The organism is Pseudomonas sp. SB113, from assembly GCF_040754745.1.
Lineage (GTDB): Bacteria > Pseudomonadota > Gammaproteobacteria > Pseudomonadales > Pseudomonadaceae > Aquipseudomonas > Aquipseudomonas grimontii.
This window is the reverse complement of the sequence record NZ_JBFMHW010000007.1, coordinates 106683-127778: the sequence shown is the minus strand read 5'-3', so window position 1 is coordinate 127778 and position 21096 is coordinate 106683. Positions and strand designations below refer to the sequence as shown.

Genomic DNA, 21096 nt, shown 5'->3' with positions numbered 1-21096 from the left:
CTGCGCTGCAAAAATTAGTAGTCGGTCAATAACGCTGCAATCAGCTCATCGCCATGACGCGGGTCATGGCCTGGTCGTCTTCCTTGGCGCTGTTCATCATCTTGATGTGCAGCTCGAACTGCTTGGAAAGCGCCAGGACCGCGGTCATTTCTTCCACGGCGTTGACGTTGCTCGCCTGCAGGAAACCCGAGGTCAGCGTGACGTTCGCATCGGCCACGGCCGGCTGGCCATCCTTGGTGTGGATGGTGCCATCCAGGCCTTTATTCATATTCTTGAGGTCGGGCTGGACCAGCTTGATGCGGTCCACTTCAGCCATCACCCGCGGGCCTTCGCCCATGGCGCGGATGCTGATGGTGCCGTCGGCGCCCACTTCGATTTTCTGCTGCGGCGGCACGGCAATCGGCCCACCGTTGCCCATGATCGGCATGCCGTTGCCGGCGCGCAGCACACCCAGCGCATCGACGTTCATGCTGGCACTGCGCACGTACGCTTCACCGCCATCCGGGGTTTGCACCGCCATCCAGCCATTGCCGTTCACCGCCACATCCAGGTCGCGACCGGTCTCGATCATCGCGCCAGGGCTGAAGTCGGTCGCGGGACGTTCGGTCATGGCAAATGCACGCGCCGGAAAGCTGTCACCGAACACCGGCATCGAACGCGCCTGTTCCAGGTCACGTTGAAAACCGTTGGTGGAAATGTTCGCCAAGTTGTTGGCATGGGCCTTCTGCGCCAGTGCATTCTGGCTGGCGCCGGTCATTGCCACATAAAGGTACTTGTCCACGCTCTTTCCTCTTTCTGACGCAGGCTTGCCGCCCACCGCTGTACTGATGAGGCTTAAGCAATTTGCGAACCAACTTTTAAAAACAGGGAAAAGTCCAGGCGGGGCTGGGGTTTGCGGGCAGGCAGCAGGATTTGAAGGACTGGAGATAGTCGAAAAAACGGCGGACTTATGCCGCTTACGGCAAGTACCCGTCTTACGAGTGACAGAGAACCAATGCAGGAGGGGCAGTTGGTTATTTGTCCGCCTTGAGGATTTCGTAATCACGCAACTTATTGGCGATGGTGGTGTGCGACACCCCCAGGCGTTTCCCCAACTGCCGGCTGCTGGAATGTTCGGCATACAGGCTCTCCAGCACCGCCTTCTCGAAGCGCCCGACAATCGCCTCCAAGCCGCCCTCCAGGGAAAAATCGCCAAGCGGTTGGCGCACGCCGTAGTCCGGCAGGCGAATGTGCTCGACCTTGACCGTCCCGCCCTCACACAGCGACACCGCCTGGAACAGCACGTTTTCCAACTGCCGCACATTCCCCGGCCAGTGGTAGTGGCTGAGCCTGTCCATCGCGGCAGGCGCCAGCTTGGGCAGCGGGCAGCCGATCTGCCGACTGGCCTGGTCGAGAAAGTGCTCGACCAAGGGCGCAAGGCCGTCGAGGCATTCGCGCAGGGGTGGGATATGCAAGGACAGCACGTTAAGGCGGTGATAGAGGTCCTGGCGGAATTCGCCACGGGCGCAAAGTTCGGACAGGTCCACCTGGGTGGCGCAGATCACCCGCACATCCAGGTACACCTCTTCGTCACTGCCCACGCGCCGAAAGCAGCCGTCCTGCAGGAAACGCAGCAATTTCACCTGCAAGCGCGCGCTCATTTCCCCGACGCCATCGAGAAACAACGTACCGCCTGACGTCAGTTCCAGCAGCCCGAGCTTGCCTTCGGCCCGCGCGCCTTCAAACGCGCCGGGGCCGTAGCCGAACAATTCGGTCTCGGCCATCGACTCGGGCAACCCGGCGCAGTTCAGCGCCATCAACGGCGATTGCCCGCGCGGGCTGGCCAGGTGACAAGCGCGCGCCAGCAGTTCCTTGCCGGTGCCGGTTTCGCCCTCTATTAATAGAGGCGCATCCAACGGCGCCATGCGCCGTGCTTCACGCACCACGGCAGCCATGACCTTGGAGCTTTGGAAGATACTGTCGAAACCGCGCAGCTCCTGTTTGCGCACATTGTAGATACGCTCGCCCACGCGGTCGGCACGGTGCAGGGTCAAGACGGCACCGGCCATGGCTTCGCTGTCATCGTGCTCGGAGGATTGCAGCGGCGCGATGTCCGCCAGGAACACATCACCCTTGACCTTGACCCGCAAGCCATTGATCCGCGATTTACTCGCGCGCACCAGCTCCGGCAAATCGAAATCCTCGGCGTAACGCGACAGCGGAATGCCCGGCACCTCATCCACCCGCACCCCGAGCAACTGCGCGGCCGCACGGTTGGCGGCGACGATTGAACCGCCCATGTCGATCGACAGCACCGGAAATTCAAGCGCACCGAGTAGCGCATTGAGCTCCATATGCCGACGCTCACTGGGCATCAGCCCTACCCGTTTAACCCCGAACACCCCGGCAATCGCCTCGAACTGCGGGCGCAACGCCTGAAACTGCATGTTCACCAGGTTCGGGCAGAACAGGTAAATGGCGTTGCCATGCTCGCCACCCACCTCACCCTTGGCGACGTTGACGCCGTATTCCACCAACAGGTTGAGGATGTCCCGCAGGATGCCGATGCGGTTCTGGCAGTGCACTTTGATACGCATGAAAAGGCCCGGAAAGTGGGTAGGCGCCGCGTCTTTTTGTCGCTGGGCGCAGAAAGTCGTCAAAATTATGTGACAGCTTGCAGGCTTTTCCCAGCCCAATACGGCAACCAACCCCGCAAGCGTAACGAATACTTTACGAAAAACGGTAATTTTTCCTACTTTGACGCGTTTGAAGCCGATGTGAATCTTGCCCCGCACGGAGTATCAATAGGCTCATCGCAGGACATAACAAGAATTAATGCCTAGCAGGAGAGCCGTATGAAGCAGACGCACTACGTGGCCCGCGAGCCCGATGCGCAAGGTTTTATCCACTACCCGCCGGAAGAACACGCGGTGTGGCACACCCTGATCACCCGTCAATTGAAAGTGATCGAGGGCCGCGCGTGCCAGGAATACCTGGACGGCATCGACAAGCTCGGCCTGCCCCTGGATCGCATTCCGCAACTGGGTGAAATCAACCAGGTGCTGTCCGCCACCACCGGCTGGCAAGTCGCCCGCGTACCGGCGCTGATCCCCTTCCAGACGTTTTTCGAATTGCTCGCCAACAAGCAGTTTCCGGTGGCGACCTTTATTCGTACCCGCGAAGAACTGGATTACCTGCAAGAGCCGGATATTTTCCACGAGATCTTTGGCCACTGCCCGCTGCTGACCAACCCCTGGTTCGCCGAATTCACCCATACCTACGGCAAGCTCGGCCTGGCGGCCACCAAGGAGCAACGGGTGTACCTGGCGCGCCTGTACTGGATGACCATCGAGTTCGGCCTGGTGGATACCCCCGAAGGCCGGCGCATCTACGGTGGCGGGATTCTGTCGTCGCCCAAGGAAAGCGTGTACTGCCTGTCCGACGAGCCTGAGCACCAAGCCTTTGACCCGCTGGAAGCGATGCGCACCCCGTATCGCATCGACATCCTGCAACCGCTGTATTTCGTGCTGCCCAACCTCAAGCGCCTGTTTGAAGTGGCGCAGGAAGACATCATGGGCATGGTAGAGCGCGGTATGCAGCTGGGCTTGCACGCCCCCAAATTTTCGCCCAAACCAAAGGCTGCTTGAACTGCGTCTTTTAAGGCCAGGTGAGTCTGTTCCCTGGCCCCGCGTTGCTTTAGGGTGACGCCACTGACCTTCACCTATTCGAATTCAGGACACCGACCATGACCACCTTGAACCAAGCCCACTGCGAAGCCTGCCGCGCCGATGCCCCGCAAGTCAGCGATGAAGAACTGCCGGTGCTGCTCAAGCAGATCCCCGACTGGAACATCGAAGTACGCGACGGCGTGATGCAGCTGGAAAAGGTTTTCCTGTTCAAGAACTTCAAGTTCGCCCTGGCCTTTACCAACGCCATGGGTGAAATCTCCGAAGCCGAAGGCCATCACCCGGGCCTGCTCACCGAATGGGGCAAGGTCACCGTGACCTGGTGGAGCCACTCCATCAAGGGCCTGCACCGCAACGACTTCATCATGGCCGCGCGCACCGACGAAGTGGCCAAGGACGCCGAGGGCCGCAAGTAATGCATTTCGATGCCATCGGCCGTGTACCCGGCGACCCGATCCTCGGATTGATGGACCTGTATGCCCAGGACGCCAACCCAAACAAGTTCGACCTCGGCGTGGGCGTCTATAAGGACGACCAGGGCCTGACACCGATTCCAGCGTCGGTGAAGCGCGCCGAACAGCGCCTGGTTGATACCCAGGCGACCAAGACCTATATCGGCGGCCACGGTGATGCAGCCTTCGGCGCACTGATCAGCGAACTGGTGCTGGGCGCCGACTCCGTCCTGCTGCGCGAACACCGTGCCGGCGCGACCCAGACCCCAGGCGGCACCGGCGCCCTGCGCCTGAGCGCCGACTTTATCGCCCACAACCTGCCCGGCCGTGGCGTATGGTTGAGCGACCCGACCTGGCCGATCCACGAAACCATCTTTGCCAAGGCAGGGCTCAAGGTCAGCCACTACCCGTACGTGGGCGCGGATAACCGCCTGGATGTGGCGGCGATGCTGGCAACGCTGGCCACTGTGCCCAAGGGCGACGTGGTGCTGTTGCACGCCTGCTGCCATAACCCGACCGGGTTCGACCTGTCCCAGGATGACTGGCGCCAGGTGCTGCAAATCGTGCGCGAACGCCAGTTGCTGCCGCTGATCGACTTCGCCTACCAGGGCTTTGGCGACGGCCTGGAGCAGGACGCCTGGGCGGTGCGCTTGTTTGCGGCTGAACTGCCGGAAGTACTGATCACCAGCTCGTGCTCGAAGAACTTCGGCCTGTACCGCGACCGTGTCGGCGCGTTGATCGTGTGTGCGGCGGATGCCGAGAAGCTGACGGATGTGCGCAGCCAGTTGGCGAATACCGCGCGCAACCTGTGGTCGACGCCGCCGGACCATGGTGCGGCGGTGGTCGCGACCATCCTCGGTGATGCCGAGCTGAAAAAGCAGTGGAGCGAGGAAGTCGAAGCCATGCGTGCGCGAATCGCGCAGTTGCGTTCGGGACTGGTGGAGGCGTTGGCGCCCCACGGTTTATCTGAGCGGTTTGCGCACATTGGCGCGCAACGCGGGATGTTTTCCTACACCGGTTTGAGTGCCGGGCAGGTGAAACAACTGCGCGAGAAGCACAGCGTGTATATGGTCAGTTCGGGGCGGGCCAACGTGGCGGGTATTGATGCGACACGCCTGACGCTCCTGGCCGAAGCCATCGCCGACGTATCCCACTGAAGAAACCGGGACTTAAAATGTGGGAGGGGCTTGCTCCCGATGGCAGTGGGTCAATGACAGGTGTATTGGCTGACACTCCCTCATCGGGATCAAGCCCCCTCCCACATTTGGACCGCGTTGGCCTTCAGTTTATGATCATCTCGGCCTTGAGCAGCGCCTCTTTCGCCTGCGCATCCGCCAACCGATACAACTCGATGCTCCCATCCCAGTGCTCGATCAACGCCGTGCACGACTCCACCCAATCCCCGCAATTGAGGTAATCCACCTCGCCCACTTTGCGAATCTCCGCATGGTGAATATGCCCGCACACCACACCATGCAACTCGCGCTTGGTCACTTCGTGGGCGATGGCTTCTTCAAAATCGCTGATAAAGCTCACGGCGGTCTTGACCTTGTGTTTCAGATACGCCGACAGAGACCAGTAGCCATAGCCGTAGCGGGCGCGCCAGTGGTTCAACCAGCGGTTCAAAGTGAGGGTGAACTCGTAGGCCGAGTCGCCCAGGAACGCCAGCCAACGGTGGTAACGGGTGATCACATCAAACTGGTCGCCGTGGATCACCAGCAGATGGCGGCCGTCGGCCGTCACGTGCACGGCCTCATCCACCAGCTGGATGTTGCCCAGGATCAACGTGGAATAGCGGCGCAGGAACTCGTCGTGGTTGCCGGTGACATAGATGACCTCGGTACCGCGCTTGGCCATGGTCAGCAGGCGGCGGATCACGTTGGTGTGGGCCTGGGGCCAATACATGCCGCCGCGCATTTTCCAGCCGTCGATAATATCGCCTACCAGGTAGACCTTGTCGGCGTGGTAGCCCTTGAGGAACTGCGATAAATGTTCGGCCTGGCAATCCCGGGTGCCCAAGTGCACGTCGGAAATCCACAGGGTACGAACCCGCTGCTTGCGGCTGGGCTTGGTGAACTCGGCACTGGTCATGGGCATCCCTCGACGCTGTTTTCGCGAGCTTGCGCCTTGGCGATTAATAGCCCATGACAGTCGTGCGTCAGTCTGATGACAGCGCTCACCCGCCGCGAAGCGTTGTAGACTGGCGCCTTGCTGCCCAGGAGACCGCGATGAGCCCCACCCTCACGCTACGCCACTACCTCGAAGCCCCCATCGCCCACAGCCATGACCATGCGCAGTTGGTGTTCGGCCTGTCCGGGCATCTGGATCTGGAAGTCGATGGCCGCGGCAGCCAGGTGCGCGAAAGCAGCGTGATGGTACTGCCCTTCTCCGCCCACCACGCCTGTGGCAGTCGCGATGGCAGCCGCTGCCTGGTGCTGGATGTGCCCACGGAGCATTGGGTCCTGCAATCCCTGGGCGAACACGCCGACGCCAGCCGCCGCCTGCTCGATCAACCGGCACGCCTGGCCCTGGATTCCCGGCAACACCAACTGGTGCAATGGCTGGCGAACAGCCCCGTGGATGACCCACTGATCGTCCAACAGGGCGCGGTGCTGTTGCTGGCCAGCCTCAATCATTCGCAGGCCCCGCAGGTAACGAGCCGTCGCCTGCCGTATGCGGCATTCAATGCGCATATCGAGCGACACGTCGCGCATCCGTTGCAGGTCGCCGACCTGGCGCGTATCGCCGGCCTGTCGGTGGCGCGCCTGCATGCGCGCTTCATCGCCGAATGCGGACAGACGCCCATGGATTACATCCGCAGCCGTCGCCTGCAACTGGCCTTGAACCTGCTGCGCGAGACGCCGCTGCCCATCGGTGAAATCGCCGAGCGGGTTGGCTACACCTCACAAAGTGCCTTTGCCGCCGCCATGCTCCGCGAGTTTGGCGCCTCTCCCGGTGCGTTGCGGCGCGCCACGTAGGGCGAGCCTTGCGCTAAAAATCGCGAGTCGCACGACAGACGCACGCACCGGCACCCTCTAGACTGCGACCCTGTCACTCCCGTTGGTTCAAGGATCGCAATGACTCCCCGCTCAGCCCTCGGCGCCCTGCATATCGGCGCATTGATGTTTGGCCTTACCGGCGTATTCGGCAAGCTGGCGGCCGCCTCGCCGGCCATCATCGTCTTCGGTCGCGCCGCGTTTGCCGTGCTTGCCCTGGCAGTATTTGCGCGCTTCGCCAGTAACGCCCCCTGGAAAACTTTGGCGCTGCAGGATTGGCGCCGCCTGCTGGTCAGCGGCGTGTTGCTGGCGGCCCATTGGGTGACGTTCTTCATGGCGGTCAAGGTCGCCGGCGTGGCCGTCGCCACGCTGGGGTTCACCGCATTCCCAGCCTTTACCGTGATCCTCGAAGGGCTGATCTTCCGCGAACGTATTCGCGCCAATGAAATCGTGCTGGTGGCCCTGGTCACCGTCGGCCTGGTGCTGGTAACGCCGGACTTCAATCTCGCCAGCGAAGCCACCGGCGGCCTGCTTTGGGGGATTGTCTCGGGCTTGCTGTTCTCATTGCTGTCGCTGAACAACCGCGCCAGCTCCGGACGGATTCCCCCCGTGCAGGCAGCGCTGTGCCAGAACGTAGTGGTCGCGGTGTGCCTGCTGCCCGTGGCCGCGCCGGGGCTGGCGGACGTTCGCGCGCTGGACTGGTTGTGGATCGGTCTGCTTGGTGTGTTCTGCACGGGCCTGGCCCACAGCCTGTTTGTCGCCAGCCTCGCGGTGATCAAGGCGCGTACCGCCTCGGTGGTGTTCGCCATGGAGCCGGTCTACGGCATCACCGTCGCCTGGCTGCTGTTCGCCGAAACCCCGACCCTGCGCATGCTGTTGGGCGGCGCGTTGATCATCGTCGCCATCGTGCTTTCCGGGCTGATGGGCAGCGCCAGCCAGGCCAAACAGCCCACTGCAACGGCCTGATCTATACTTTAAACATCCGCAACAGTCAGCCGTCGTTCAACGGATAAAGACTCCTCGACGACAGCCATGGTGTTTTCTGAAGTTGCTGCAAGCGAGTGGTCACTCCATCAACGCTATGCAGGGGTTACATCATGGAAATGCTCATCAGCTTGCTGGTTCAGATCATCAGCGGCGCCGTCGGTGGCAATTTGGCCGGCATGACCAAACAAAGCCTGGGCACCGGGCTCAATACCTTTCTCGGCGGTATCGGCGGCCTGGTGCTGGGCCAGGTCGTAGCGGTGCTGACTGGCACTTCGGGCGGCGAGGCGCTGGATGTGGCGGCGGTCGGCAGCAATATCGTCGGCGGCGGCGTGGGTGGCCTGGTGCTGACCTGGGTCGTGGGCTTCATCAAGAGCAAGATGGCCGCCAAATAACGGGCATCCAGGGGTCACCGTCCTGATGTGGCGGTGACCTTCATTGCGTACGGTCGTTGTGGCCCAGGTCGCGTTGTGGGTCGATCTGGTCGCGCACGCGTTGCTTGAGCACCTTGGCTTCAGGAAAACCACCGTCAACCTTGCGTTCCCAGATCTGCACACCATCGCAGGTGATGCGAAACGCCCCGCCGGTTGCCGGCTCCAGCGACACTTTGCCCAGGTCCTCGGCAAACGTACTCAACAGCTCCTGGGCCAGCCATGCGGCGCGCAACAGCCACTGGCACTGGGTGCAATAGGTGATGACGATCTCGGGTTTGCTCGCAGACATAATTTGACAGGTTCCTGGCATAACGAGGGATGAGGATCGGATGGCTATAATACCGGCCTTTATCGCCCAGCCTCGAGATTCATGATGCGCCGCCTGCTGTCCTGCCTGTTCCTGTGCCTACTCCCTCTTCTTGCCGATGCCGTTGAGACGCCCCGTCCCAAAATCGGCCTGGTGCTGTCCGGCGGTGCCGCCCGGGGCTTGGCGCATATCGGCGTGCTCAAGGCCCTCGAGGAACAGGGTATTCATATCGACGCGATTGCCGGCACCAGCATGGGCGCGGTGATTGGTGGGCTGTATGCGTCGGGCTACAAGATCGATGAGCTGGAAAAACTTGCGCTGGGCATCGACTGGCAACAGGCGCTGTCCGACGCACCGCCACGGGAAGACGTGCCGTTTCGACGCAAGCAGGATGACCGGGATTTCCTGGTCAAGCAGAAGCTCAGCTTTCGCGATGACGGCTCCCTCGGCCTGCCCCTGGGCGTGATCCAGGGCCAGAACCTGGCGCTGTTGCTGGAGAGCATGTTCGCCCACACCAGCAACACGCGTAATTTCGACAAGCTGCCGATCCCCTTCCGCGCCGTGGCCACCGACATCACCACCGGCGAGAAAGTGGTGTTCAGCAAGGGCCACCTGCCCCAGGTGATTCGCGCCAGCATGTCGATTCCGGCCGTGTTCGCGCCGGTGGAGCTGGACGGCCGGCTGCTGGTGGATGGCGGCATGACCGATAACATCCCACTGGATGTGGCGCGCGAGATGGGCGTAGACATCGCCATCGTGGTCGACATCGGCACCCCGTTGCGTTCACGCAAGCAACTGGCAACGGTGGTGGACGTGCTCAACCAGTCCATCACCCTGATGACCCGACGCAACTCCGAAGAACAACTCAAGGCCCTGCACCCCAAGGACGTACTGATCCAGCCGCCCCTGGCCGCCTATGGCGTGACCGATTTCGGCCGCGCCAAGGACATGATCGACGCCGGCTACCGTGCCACCCGCGCCCTCGACGTCCGCCTGGCACATTTGCGCCCCGCCGAGCCGATCGACCCGCAACTGGTGGCGGCGCGTACCCCAGGCGAACGCACCCCGGTGATTACCGCGATCAAGGTGGAGAACGACTCGAAAGTCAGCGACGACGTGATCCGCTACTACATCCGCCAACCGTTGGGCGAACCGCTGGAGCTTGGCCGCCTGCAAACCGACATGGGCACTCTGTATGGCCTGGATTACTTCGAGCAGGTGCAATACCGCGTGGTGAAAAAGGGCCAGGACAACACCCTGGTGATCAGTGCGCGCGGTAAACGCAGCGGCACCGACTACCTGCGGCTGGGCCTGAACCTGTCGGACGATATGCGCGGCGACAGCGCCTTCAACCTGGGGGCCAGCTACCGCATGAACGGTATCAACCGCCTTGGCGCCGAGTGGCTGACGAGGGTACAGATCGGTGATCGGCAGGAGCTGTACAGCGAGTTCTACCAGCCGATGGATACCGGTTCGCGCTACTTTGTCGCGCCGTATATCAGCGCCCAGGCACAGAACGTCGAGCTGATCCTGGACAACGACCCCATCTCCGAATACCGCCTGGAACGCTACGGTTTCGGCCTGAACGTGGGACGCCAGATCGGCAACAGCGGCGAGATCCGCTTCGGTGTCGGCGAGGCCTGGGGCAAGGCGGATGTGCGCATCGGCGACCGCGACCTGCCAAGTGTGAGCTTCAGCGAGGGCTTCTATGAACTGAAGTACTCCTTCGACTCCCTGGATAACGTGTACTTCCCCCACAGCGGCGAAGATATCGGCCTGGCCTTTCGCGAATTCGAACCTGGGTTGGGCTCGGACCAGCGCTACCGGCAATGGGAGTTCAAGCTGGACAAAGCCATGAGCCACGGCCCGGACACCCTGGTGCTGGGCGGTCGCTACGGGCGTACCCTGGATGATTCGGACGTGGTGATTTCCAGCTTCCTGCTGGGCGGTGCGCGGCAGTTATCTGGCTTCCGCCAGGATGCGATTTCCGGCCAGAACATCAGTTTGATGCGGGCGGTGTACTACCGCCGGCTGACGCCGCGCTCCTACCTGCCACTGGATTTCCCGCTGTACCTGGGCGCATCCCTGGAACGGGGTCGGGCATGGAACAACGACAATGAATTCGACAGCGGCTATATCAACGCCGCGAGTATTTTCCTGGGGTTTGATACGCCGCTGGGGCCGCTGAATTTCAGCTATGGGTTCAACGATGATAATCAGAAGGCGGTGTACCTGAACCTCGGGCAAACCTTCTAAGTCCCCCCTCGTGTAGCAGCTGTCGAGCGCAAGCGAGGCTGCGTCGGGCGCGACTCGAGTTTGAGTCGGCAGCGCGCCTGACGCAGCCTCGCTTGCGCTCGGCAGCTGCTACGTGGGGGCGGATCAGGACTTTTCCAGGTTCGCCAGGATGTGCCCATGCACCCGCATGCATACGCGCATATCTTCTTCGTCAACGCCTGCAAACAGCTCGTGACGCAACGCCGTGGCGATCGTCTCGATCTGCTCGATCAACGGCTTGGCGGTGTCACACAGCAGGATGCGTTTGGCGCGACGGTCTTCTACCACGGCCTGGCGTTGCACCAAGCCCTGGCCTTCGAGGCTGTCGAGCAACCGGGCCAGGGTCGGCCCTTCTACGCCGACGCTTTGCGCCAGCTCACGCTGGGTGGGTGCTTCTTCGAAACGAGCCAGGTGCAGCAGCACCAGCCAGCGCGCCTGGGACAAACCCAGCCCGGCCAAACGGCGGTCGAGCTCGGCGCGCCAACCTCGGGACATTTGCGCCAGCTGCATGCCAAAACGGTGTTGATCGGTTAACGGCATAAAAAACTCATGGTTTAGACTGAAAATAAAGTATGGCTAATTATTAGTCAGCTAAGCATGAGCCATGTCACTAGGCAAGACTTGCTATGTACTGATTCGTTACATTGTCGTAATTGGCACACTAAATTTCGAATTCAGACTGCAAAGCGGCCCGCACACAGTACAAAACCCCTTCCGGAACACGACCGGCAAACAGCGGTGCAATCTCCGTAACCGGTGGCAATTCGCCTTCCCCGTCAAGGAATGCGTCCTGGATCTCGCCGAGCAAATCTTCCGGCAAATCAAGGGCCTGCTCCAGGGACAACTGCTGCTTGCCGATGGATTCGGCCAGCAAGGTGTAGACGTTTTTCTCCGAGCATTGCAGCTGGCCGGCGATCTGGATCGGGGTCATGCCGGCGCGTGCCAAACTGATCAGTTCATGGCGAATATCGGCGATTTCCTTCGGCGCTTCGGCCTGGCCACCGAGCACTTCAAGGAATGCCTGGCCGTAGCGCTCCAGCTTACGCGCACCGACGCCGCTGACCCGCGCCATTTCGGCCATGGTGGTGGGTTGCTCGCGCAGCATTTCCAGCAACGTGGAGTCGGGAAAAATAACGTACGGCGGCACGCTGTGCTCTTGGGCCAGTTTGCGTCGCAGGGTACGCAGGGCTTCCCACTGTTCGCGTTCCTCACCCCGTACGAGCTGGCTGGCCTGACTGGTGCTGGTCTTGGCGGTCGTTTGCGGCTTGAGGTCGCGGCGCAGCTCCAGGCTCACCTCGCCCTTGAGCAGCGGTCGGCAGCTGTCGTTCAGGCGCAGGCCGCCATACCCTTCGATATCGATGTCCACCAGGCCACGCGCGACCATCTGCCGGAACAACGAACGCCACTCACCTTCGGCACGGGCCTTGCCGACGCCGTAGACCGAGAGTTTTTCGTGGCCGAAGCTGCGTACTTTTTCGTTGTCCTTGCCCAGCAACACATCCACCAGATGGCCTACGCCATAACGCTGGCCGGTGCGGTAGATCGTCGACAGTGCCTGGCGGGCCGGCTCGGTGGCGTCCCAGGTCTGCACACCATCAATGCAGTTATCGCAGTGGCCGCACGGTTGCGGCATGTCCTCGTCGAAGTACGCCAGCAAGGTCTGGCGGCGGCAGCGGGTCTCTTCACACAACGAGAGCATCGCGTCGAGCTTGTGCTGCTCCAGGCGTTTGTGGCGCTCGTCGCCTTCGGAGTTCTGCAGCATCTGCTTGAGCATCACCACGTCCTGCAGGCCATAGACCATCCACGCGTCCGCCGGCAGGCCATCACGGCCGGCACGCCCGGTCTCCTGGTAATAGGCCTCAAGGGACTTGGGCAGATCCATATGGGCAACGAAGCGCACGTTGGATTTGTCGATGCCCATACCAAATGCGATGGTGGCCACCATGATCAGGCCTTCCTCGTTGAGGAAGCGTTTCTGGTGGGCAGAGCGTGTTTCGTTGGGCAGGCCGGCGTGGTACGGCAGCGCCGGGTAGCCCTGCTCGCAGAGGAACGCGGCCACTTCATCGACCTTCTTGCGCGACAGGCAATAGACAATGCCCGCATCGCTGCGCCGTTCGGAAAGGAACGCCAGCAACTGCTTGCGCGGCTGCTCCTTGGGTACGATGCGGTAGAAAATATTCGGCCGGTCGAAGCTCGACAGGAAACGCTCGGCGTTCTGAAGGTGCAGCCGCTCGACGATTTCTTCACGGGTGCGCTTGTCGGCGGTGGCGGTCAGGGCGATGCGCGGGACGTCGGGAAACAGCTCCGCCAGTTGACCCAGTTGCAGGTATTCGCGACGGAAATCGTGACCCCATTGCGATACGCAGTGAGCTTCGTCGATGGCGAACAGGGCAATTTCCAGGCTCTGCAAAAACGCCAGCATGCGCGGCTGCACCAGCCGTTCCGGCGCCAGGTAGAGCATCTTCACTTCACCGCGCTTGATCCGCGCGGCCAGGTCGCGTTGCTGCTCGGCACTGAGGGTGGAGTTCAAGGCCGCGGCAGCGACGCCGAGTTCTTCCAGGGTCGCAACCTGATCGTCCATCAACGCGATCAGCGGCGACACCACCACCGCCAGCCCGTTACGCAACAGCGCGGGTACCTGGAAACACAACGACTTGCCACCCCCGGTAGGCATCAGGACCAGGGCATCACCACCCTTGGCCACGCGCTCAATGATCGCACCCTGGCGGCCACGAAAACTGTCGTAGCCGAAGATGTCCTTGAGGACGCGTTGAGCCTGATCGAGCATGTATAACTCCAACAAAATAGTGCCGAAATCCCTCTGTACAGGCTGGCCGAAAAAATGCGGCCTCACGGAAAATAATCCGTAAGCGAAGTTTTCTCGGCCTGGCGCTTGGCCTGCAGGGGCATCACAAAACGCGGCAGTATACCCGAGCGTCATCCGGCAAAGGGCGCCGCTGACGAATTGCAGCCCGTCTCTAAAACCTGGCAAATATGCACGCCGACTGGCTTGGGCGCGCAAGAACGCCTAGAATTCAGCATCGTTTATTCCCAAGGTAGTCCTTCAATGTCCTTCGCTGAGCAACTAACCCGCCTGCAAGCCTTCCTCGACGCCGATGAGCTGCATGACGAGGCGCTGGACTATGTGGCCGCCCACGGCTACCTGACCGCCCTGTCGATCTGCTCCGAGGTCGTTCCCGACCGTGAATGGATCGACGCGCTGTTCGCCGAAGAGCCGCACTACGCCGACGCCGCCCAGCGCGAAGAAATCGAATCCACCCTGCTGGCCCTCAAGGCCCACATCTCTCGCCAACTGGCCTCCGATGAGGAGTTCGAGCTGCCGTGCGACCTGGACCTGGGCGAAGAACCGGACGACTCCGACCTGCGCGGCTGGTGCATCGGCTTTATGGAAGGTGTGTTCCTGCGTGAAGCCGCCTGGTTCGAAACCGCCGAGGAAGAAGTCAGCGAAATGCTGCTGCCGATCATGGTCGGTTCGGGGCTGTTTGAGGAAGAAGCTGAATTTTCCGACATCGCCGCCGACGCCAACCTGATGGACGACATGATCGTACAGATCCCGGAAGCGCTGACCGCCCTGTACCTGCTGTGCAATGCTCCTGACGAAAAACCGGCGATCCTCAAGCCACGTCACCACTGAGTCGCCTGCCCGTGACACCCATGGGCAATCGCTCGCTGCTCCTGCGTTACGTGCTGCTGGCCATCGGCTGGCTGAGCGTAGCGTTGGGAGTGATCGGTATTTTCCTACCCGTGTTGCCGACCACGCCCTTCCTCCTGCTCGCCGCCGCCTGCTTCGCTCGAAGCTCCCCGCGTTTCTACCAGTGGCTGGTGGAACACCCGCGCCTGGGCCCCTGGATTCGTGACTATCTGGATGGCAATGGCATCCCGCTCAAGGGCAAGGTCTACGCCATTGGCCTGATGTGGTTGAGTATTGGTTTTTCCTGCTACCTGGTGCCATTACCATGGGCACGCGGGTTCATGCTGACCAGCGCCGTACTGGTGACAATCTACATCCTGCGCCAGAAAACCCTGCCACCGCGCTAAGCACGCACTGCGACATTAGATCCCACACGACCTTGGTCGACACTGACTAACCCCAGGCATCATGCGAGACTGTCCAACCGGGCCTGGAATGCCTGGGTGTTCTCATGCTCGGAGTTACCATGACGCTGTCCAGCGGGCTGATCGCCGCCGTTGCCCTGGCCTATATGGCCATTATGTTTGCCATCGCCTTCTACGGTGACCGCCGCCGTGCGCCGCTGCCGCCGCGCATGCGTGCCTGGGTCTATAGCCTGTCGCTGGCCGTCTACTGCACCAGTTGGACCTTCTTCGGCGCCGTAGGCCAGGCCGCCGAACAACTGTGGGCGTTCTTACCGATCTACCTGGGACCGGTGCTGTTGCTGGTGTTGGCACCCTGGGTCCTGCAAAAGATGATCCTGATCAGCAAGCAGGAAAACATCACCTCCATCGCCGACTTCATCGCGGCACGCTATGGCAAATCCCAGTCCCTGGCGGTGGTGGTCGCGCTGATCTGCCTGGTGGGCGTGCTGCCTTATATCGCCCTGCAACTCAAAGGCATCGTGCTGGGGGTCAACCTACTGATTGGCGCTGGCGCGGACACCACCGGCACCCGCGCGCAAGACACCGCCTTGATCGTGTCCCTGGTGCTGGCGTTGTTCACCATTGTGTTCGGTACCCGCAACCTCGACGCCACCGAACACCACCGAGGCATGGTGCTGGCGATTGCGTTTGAATCGCTGGTGAAGCTGCTCGCCTTTCTCGCAGTCGGGGCGTTTGTGACCTACGGCCTGTACGACGGTTTCGGCGACCTGTTCAGCCAGGCGATGCTCGCGCCACGCCTGGAGGAATACTGGAAGGAAACCATCAACTGGCCGTCGATGGTGGTGCAAACCGGCGTCGCCATGATGGCAATCATCTGCTTGCCTCGGCAGTTCCATGTGACTGTCGTAGAGAACATAGACCCCCAGGATCTGCGCCTGGCCAAGTGGGTGTTTCCGGCCTACCTGATTCTCGCCGCGCTCTTTGTAGTACCGATCGCCTTGGGCGGCAAAATGATGCTGCCCGGCTCGGTGCTTCCGGACTCCTACGTGATCAGCCTGCCCCTGGCCGAGGCTCATCCGGCCCTCGCCGTGCTGGCGTTTATTGGCGGTGCGTCGGCGGCCACCGGCATGGTGATCGTGGCGAGCATCGCCTTGTCGACCATGGTCTCCAACGACATGCTGCTGCCGTGGCTGCTGCGCCGTTCCAGCGCCGAGCGACCGTTCGAAGTGTTCCGCCACTGGATGCTGTCGGTGCGCCGGGTCAGCATCGTGATCATCCTGCTGCTGGCGTATGTCAGCTACCGCCTGCTGGGCTCCACCGCGAGCCTGGCGACCATCGGCCAGATCGCTTTTGCCGCAGTGACTCAACTGGCCCCGGCCATGCTCGGCGCACTGTATTGGAAGCAAGCCAACCGACGCGGTGTGTTTGCCGGGCTGGCGGCGGGTACGTTCCTGTGGTTCTACACCTTGGTCCTACCGGTCACCGCGAAAAGCCTGGGTTGGTCACTCGCGATTTTCCCGGGGCTGACGTGGATGCACTCGCACCCGCTCGGTTTGTCGGTGACTTCTCTTACGCTGGGAACGGTGTTTTCCCTGGCAGGCAACTTCACGCTGTTTGTGTGGGTGTCGATGCTGTCGCGCACGCGCGTGTCGGAACACTGGCAAGCCGGGCGCTTCATCGGCCAGGAAATCAGCCAGCGCGCCAACGCCCGCTCGATGCTCTCGGTACAGATCAGCGACCTGCTCAGCCTGGCCGCGCGTTTTGTCGGTGAAGAACGGGCCCAGCAGAGTTTTATTCGCTTCGCCTATCGACAGGGCAAAGGCTTTAACCCCAACCAGAACGCCGACAACGACTGGATCGCCCACACCGAGCGCCTGCTGGCCGGTGTGCTTGGCGCCTCTTCGACCCGCGCCGTAGTAAAAGCTGCGATTGAAGGGCGCGAAATGCAGCTGGAGGACGTCGTACGCATCGCCGACGAAGCGTCTGAAGTGCTGCAATTCAATCGCGCATTGCTGCAAGGCGCCATCGAGAACATCACCCAGGGCATCAGTGTGGTGGACCAGTCCCTCAAGCTGGTGGCCTGGAACCGGCGCTACCTGGAGTTGTTCAATTACCCGGACGGGTTGATCAGCGTAGGCCGACCGATTGCCGACATCATTCGCTACAACGCCGAGCGCGGCCTGTGCGGACCGGGCGAAGCCGAAGTGCATGTGGCGCGCCGCCTGCACTGGATGCGCCAGGGCCGCGCGCATACGTCCGAGCGCCTGTTCCCGAATGGGCGGGTGATCGAGCTGATCGGCAACCCGATGCCCGGCGGCGGCTTCGTCATGAGTTTCACCGACATCACCGCGTTCCGCGAGGCCGAGCAGGCACTCACCGAGGCCAACGAAGGGCTTGAGCAACGGGTGACGGAGCGAACCCACGAACTGTCGCAGCTCAATGTAGCGCTCACCGATGCCAAAGGCGTTGCCGAGTCCGCCAGCCAGTCAAAAACCCGCTTCCTGGCGGCCGTCAGTCATGACCTGATGCAACCGCTGAACGCCGCCCGGCTGTTCTCCGCCGCCCTTTCCCACCAGAACGACGGCCTGTCCAGCGAAGCCCGGCAACTGGTACAGCACCTCGACAGTTCGCTGCGTTCGGCCGAAGACCTGATCAGCGACCTGCTGGATATTTCGCGCTTGGAAAACGGCAAGATCAACCCGCAGCGCCAGCCCTTTGTCCTCAATGAACTGTTCGACACCCTCGGCGCGGAATTCAAGGCCCTGGCCCAGGAGCAAGGCCTGCGTTTTCGCCTGCGCGGCAGCCGCTTGCGCGTCGACAGTGACATCAAGTTGTTGCGGCGGATCCTGCAGAATTTCCTGACTAACGCTTTCCGATATTCCGATGGCTCGGTGCTGCTGGGCGTACGCCGGCGCAAGGGCGAGCTGTGCCTCGAGGTGTGGGACCGTGGCCCTGGCATCCCGCAGGATAAACAGAAGGTGATCTTCGAAGAGTTCAAGCGCCTGGACAGCCACCAGACCCGCGCCGAGAAAGGCCTGGGCCTGGGCCTGGCGATTGCCGACGGCCTGTGCCGGGTGCTGGGTCACCGCTTGAGCGTACGTTCCTGGCCGGGCAAGGGCAGCGTGTTCAGCGTACGCGTGCCACTGGCGCGCAACCAGACCAGCCCGCAGGTCAAGCCCGCACAGGAAAATGGCCTGCCCTTGAGCGGCGCGCAAGTGCTCTGCGTGGATAACGAAGAGAGCATCCTGATCGGTATGCGCAGCCTGCTGACACGCTGGGGCTGTGAAGTATGGACCGCCACCGATCAAGCGCAATGTGCGGCGCTGCTGGCGCAAGGCATACGCCCGCAACTGGCGCTGGTCGATTACCACCTTGATCACGGTGAGACCGGTACCGAGTTGATGGGCTGGCTGCGCACACAAATGGCGGAGCCGATTCCCGGCGTGGTCATCAGTGCCGACGGCCGCCCGGAAATGGTGGCAGAGGTGCATGCGGCGGGCTTGGATTACCTTGCCAAGCCGGTGAAGCCAGCCGCGTTACGAGCGTTGCTGAGTCGACACTTACCTCTATAAACCGGATGTACCCGGTAAAAATGTGGGAGGGGGCTTGCCCCCTCCCACATTTCGGATTGCGTTTAGTCGGGAAGGTGCGCGACGCCGTCGGCGTCGGTCATCGCCCGCTCCAGCAAATCCGCCGGCAGGCTTTTGCTGGCACGCGCACCGAGCAACTTTAATTGCTCGGTGCGGCTGACCAGATTTCCGCGTCCATCTGTCAGCTTGTTCCGCGCTGCGCTGTAAGCCTTATCCAACTGCTGCAGACGATTGCCCACTTCGTCCAGATCCTGGATAAACAGCACGAACTTGTCGTAAAGCCAACCGGCGCGTTCGGCGATTTCGCGGGCGTTCTGACTTTGACGCTCTTGCTTCCAGAGGCTGTCGATCACGCGCAGGGTGGCGAGTAACGTCGTAGGGCTGACGATCACGATATGACGGTCGAAAGCCTCTTGGAACAGATTCGGTTCAGCCTGCAAGGCCGCGGAAAAAGCGGCTTCGATCGGCACGAACAACAACACGAAATCCAGGCTGTGCAAGCCTTCCAGGCGCTTGTAGTCCTTGCCGGCCAAGCCTTTGACGTGATTACGCAGCGACAGCACATGCTGCTTCAAGGCCTCGCGACCGATCACCTCATCATCGGCCGCGACGTACTGCTGATACGCCGTCAGGCTGACCTTGGAATCCACCACCACCTGCTTGTCACCGGGCAACATGATCAGCACATCCGGCTGGAAGCGCTCACCGTCCGGGCCCTTCAAGCTGACCTGGGTCTGGTACTCACGGCCCTTCTCCAGACCTGCGTGTTCCAACACCCGTTCGAGGATCAACTCACCCCAGTTACCCTGGGTTTTCTGGCCCTTGAGGGCGCGGGTCAGGTTGGTGGCTTCGTCTGACAGGCGCAGGTTCAGTTGCTGCAGGCGTTCAAGTTCCTTGGCCAGGGAAAAGCGCTCGCGAGCCTCGTTCTGATAGCTCTCTTCCACGCGTTTTTCGAAGGACTGGATGCGCTCCTTCAAGGGATCGAGCAACTGGCCAAGGCGTTCCTGGCTGGTTTCGGCAAAGCGCTGCTCACGCTCATCGAAGATCTTGCCGGCCAGCTCAGCGAACTGCGCACGCAACTCGTCCCGTGAGCCTTGCAGGTCGGCCAAGCGCTGCTGATGACTTTCCTGCTGCTCGCGCAGTTCGGCGCGCAAGGCGGCAGACAGTGCGTCGAGGCGGCGTAATTCGGTTTCCTTGGCGCTGCGGTCAAGGTTCCAGGCGTGGGCGGCGTCGCGGGCGTTATCGCGGTCGATCTGCAACAGCTCGACCTCCCGGCGCACAGCCGCAAGGTCCGCTTGCTTGGCGGCGTTGGCCTGGCTCAGATCGCTGATTTCATCGCGACTGGCATCCAATTGAGCGGCGAGGCCCTCCTGGGCCAGTTGCGCAGTGGCCAGGCGCTCTTCGAGCAGTTCCCAGCCGGTGCTCCGCGCGGTCAACCGCCGCTGAATCTGCCAGCACACCGCCAATAACGGCACTGCGGCGCCAGCAAGGCCCAGGGCAATACTGGTCCAGTCAAAAACCATAGCCATTTCTGCCATCATCGAAAAGGAGCAAGGTTAACCAAGCGTAGAGCGGGAGGACAGCTCAGTCTTCGACCTGGCCCAGTTCACGCTGGGCGCGGCGATCACCGGCACGGGCGGCCAGGCGCAGCAGATCGTGGCCGATACGGCGGTCGCGGGCGTTGCCGCATTCACGGCACATCAATTGGCCCAGACGGCTTTGCGCAGCCACTACGCCCTCACGGGCCGGCTGTTTGAGCAAGCGCCCGGCAAAGTGTTTGACGTTGGTGCTGTGCCCCAGGCGTGGGCTGTCGAGCAACCACAGGGCGACTTTCAAGGAAAAACGCTTGGGTGCGGTAACAGTCTGCGGGGTGTCGGTAACAGAAAGTGATACTGAGCGAAACTTCATAAAGCACTGTGGGACAGAACGGAAGGCGCGCCACTCTACTCTTTTTTTCGTACAGGTAAAGCTGAAAAAACCCTGCACGCCCGTTCTAGAGCAAGCGCTCGGGACAATCCACAGAAGCTGTGGATAACTCAGTGGACAACCAGCCTTTAACACGCGCAAAGGCCCATGGAACGGGGCTCGCAGTCAAACTGACGATTTTTTCACCAATAAAAAAAAGCCAGATTTTTCATTGACTTAAATTTCCATTGCAGGCAAATGGCGGTCCTGCACAACAATTGACAGCCCGGTTACACACGCCGCAACTAATGTGCACAAGTACCGATCCGATGGTTATATCCCCGGCTTTTTTTGAAGCGACAGGCTTCAAAAATGTTACCGCTGGGGCAAAACAGGGACTTTTCAAATCTTT

18 protein-coding genes are annotated in these 21096 nt (G+C 61.4%); 10 read left to right on the top strand and 8 right to left on the bottom strand.

Annotated features, from left to right (window positions below; all coding sequences use genetic code 11):
* Nucleotides 1-40 precede the first annotated feature (40 nt).
* Nucleotides 41-781 carry a flagellar basal body rod protein FlgF gene (locus tag AB1462_RS11640; RefSeq protein WP_090400044.1) on the bottom strand — a complete coding sequence of 247 codons (741 nt, stop codon included), beginning with the start codon at nucleotides 779-781 and terminating at the stop codon, nucleotides 41-43.
* A 232-nt stretch (nucleotides 782-1013) separates the two neighbouring features.
* Nucleotides 1014-2576 carry a sigma-54-dependent transcriptional regulator gene (locus tag AB1462_RS11635; protein WP_367246756.1) on the bottom strand — a complete coding sequence of 521 codons (1563 nt, stop codon included), beginning with the start codon at nucleotides 2574-2576 and terminating at the stop codon, nucleotides 1014-1016.
* Between the two features lie 258 nt (nucleotides 2577-2834).
* Between AB1462_RS11635 and phhA the strand changes: the two genes are divergently transcribed.
* From phhA to AB1462_RS11620, 3 genes are all read left to right on the top strand, one after another.
* On the top strand, nucleotides 2835-3626 hold the full coding sequence (gene phhA / locus AB1462_RS11630; protein ID WP_367246755.1) for a phenylalanine 4-monooxygenase: 792 nt from the start codon (nucleotides 2835-2837) through the stop codon (nucleotides 3624-3626).
* Nucleotides 3627-3724: 98 nt separating this feature from the next.
* Entirely contained in the window at nucleotides 3725-4081 is a 357-nt protein-coding gene (locus tag AB1462_RS11625; RefSeq protein ID WP_010208721.1) for a 4a-hydroxytetrahydrobiopterin dehydratase, read from the top strand.
* Nucleotides 4081-5274: an amino acid aminotransferase gene (locus AB1462_RS11620; RefSeq protein WP_367246754.1), complete on the top strand. Its 1194-nt coding sequence runs from the start codon at nucleotides 4081-4083 to the stop codon at nucleotides 5272-5274. Before AB1462_RS11625 ends, AB1462_RS11620 begins: the two co-directional genes overlap by 1 nt.
* Nucleotides 5275-5398: 124 nt before the next feature.
* Here the strand turns inward: AB1462_RS11620 and AB1462_RS11615 are convergent, their stop codons facing one another.
* A complete protein-coding gene (locus tag AB1462_RS11615) occupies nucleotides 5399-6208 on the bottom strand; it encodes a UDP-2,3-diacylglucosamine diphosphatase (protein ID WP_090400052.1) in 810 nt (269 codons plus the stop codon).
* A gap of 137 nt (nucleotides 6209-6345) precedes the next feature.
* On the opposite strand from AB1462_RS11615, the gene AB1462_RS11610 reads away from it, so the two are divergent.
* The 3 genes from AB1462_RS11610 to AB1462_RS11600 all read left to right on the top strand — a co-directional run bounded on the left by AB1462_RS11610 (nucleotide 6346) and on the right by AB1462_RS11600 (nucleotide 8492).
* On the top strand, nucleotides 6346-7095 hold the full coding sequence (locus tag AB1462_RS11610; protein ID WP_367246752.1) for an AraC family transcriptional regulator: 750 nt from the start codon (nucleotides 6346-6348) through the stop codon (nucleotides 7093-7095).
* Nucleotides 7096-7194: 99 nt separating this feature from the next.
* Nucleotides 7195-8079, top strand: a complete 885-nt coding sequence (locus AB1462_RS11605) for a DMT family transporter (RefSeq protein ID WP_367246751.1) — start codon at nucleotides 7195-7197, stop codon at nucleotides 8077-8079.
* A 131-nt stretch (nucleotides 8080-8210) separates the two neighbouring features.
* Nucleotides 8211-8492 (top strand): hypothetical protein, encoded by a 282-nt coding sequence (locus AB1462_RS11600; protein ID WP_367246750.1) that lies wholly within the window; start codon nucleotides 8211-8213, stop codon nucleotides 8490-8492.
* A 40-nt stretch (nucleotides 8493-8532) separates the two neighbouring features.
* Here the strand turns inward: AB1462_RS11600 and AB1462_RS11595 are convergent, their stop codons facing one another.
* A complete protein-coding gene (locus AB1462_RS11595; protein ID WP_090400062.1) occupies nucleotides 8533-8820 on the bottom strand; it encodes a SelT/SelW/SelH family protein in 288 nt (95 codons plus the stop codon).
* An 84-nt stretch (nucleotides 8821-8904) separates the two neighbouring features.
* Between AB1462_RS11595 and AB1462_RS11590 the strand changes: the two genes are divergently transcribed.
* Entirely contained in the window at nucleotides 8905-11094 is a 2190-nt protein-coding gene (locus AB1462_RS11590) for a patatin-like phospholipase family protein (protein WP_315337908.1), read from the top strand.
* Nucleotides 11095-11217: 123 nt separating this feature from the next.
* Here the strand turns inward: AB1462_RS11590 and AB1462_RS11585 are convergent, their stop codons facing one another.
* Nucleotides 11218-11652 (bottom strand): MarR family transcriptional regulator, encoded by a 435-nt coding sequence (locus tag AB1462_RS11585; protein WP_090400066.1) that lies wholly within the window; start codon nucleotides 11650-11652, stop codon nucleotides 11218-11220.
* Between the two features lie 121 nt (nucleotides 11653-11773).
* Nucleotides 11774-13900: a DNA helicase RecQ gene (gene recQ, locus AB1462_RS11580; protein ID WP_090400068.1), complete on the bottom strand. Its 2127-nt coding sequence runs from the start codon at nucleotides 13898-13900 to the stop codon at nucleotides 11774-11776.
* Between the two features lie 279 nt (nucleotides 13901-14179).
* Here recQ and AB1462_RS11575 point away from each other — a divergent pair, with 279 nt between their 5' ends.
* From AB1462_RS11575 to AB1462_RS11565, 3 genes are all read left to right on the top strand, one after another.
* Nucleotides 14180-14767 (top strand): YecA family protein, encoded by a 588-nt coding sequence (locus AB1462_RS11575; protein ID WP_090400070.1) that lies wholly within the window; start codon nucleotides 14180-14182, stop codon nucleotides 14765-14767.
* A gap of 20 nt (nucleotides 14768-14787) precedes the next feature.
* Nucleotides 14788-15171 (top strand): YbaN family protein, encoded by a 384-nt coding sequence (locus AB1462_RS11570; RefSeq protein ID WP_027603821.1) that lies wholly within the window; start codon nucleotides 14788-14790, stop codon nucleotides 15169-15171.
* 119 nt (nucleotides 15172-15290) lie between these two features.
* Nucleotides 15291-18761, top strand: coding sequence for a PAS domain-containing hybrid sensor histidine kinase/response regulator (locus AB1462_RS11565; RefSeq protein WP_259193663.1), 3471 nt, complete (start codon nucleotides 15291-15293; stop codon nucleotides 18759-18761).
* Between the two features lie 62 nt (nucleotides 18762-18823).
* On the opposite strand, the gene rmuC is transcribed toward AB1462_RS11565, so the two are convergent.
* The gene (gene rmuC / locus AB1462_RS11560; RefSeq protein ID WP_186731532.1) at nucleotides 18824-20188 is read right to left on the bottom strand and encodes a DNA recombination protein RmuC; all 1365 of its coding nucleotides are present in this window, start codon (nucleotides 20186-20188) and stop codon (nucleotides 18824-18826) included.
* Nucleotides 20189-20363: 175 nt separating this feature from the next.
* The gene (locus AB1462_RS11555; protein ID WP_090400077.1) at nucleotides 20364-20687 is read right to left on the bottom strand and encodes a hypothetical protein; all 324 of its coding nucleotides are present in this window, start codon (nucleotides 20685-20687) and stop codon (nucleotides 20364-20366) included.
* Between the last annotated feature and the right edge of the window lie 409 nt (nucleotides 20688-21096).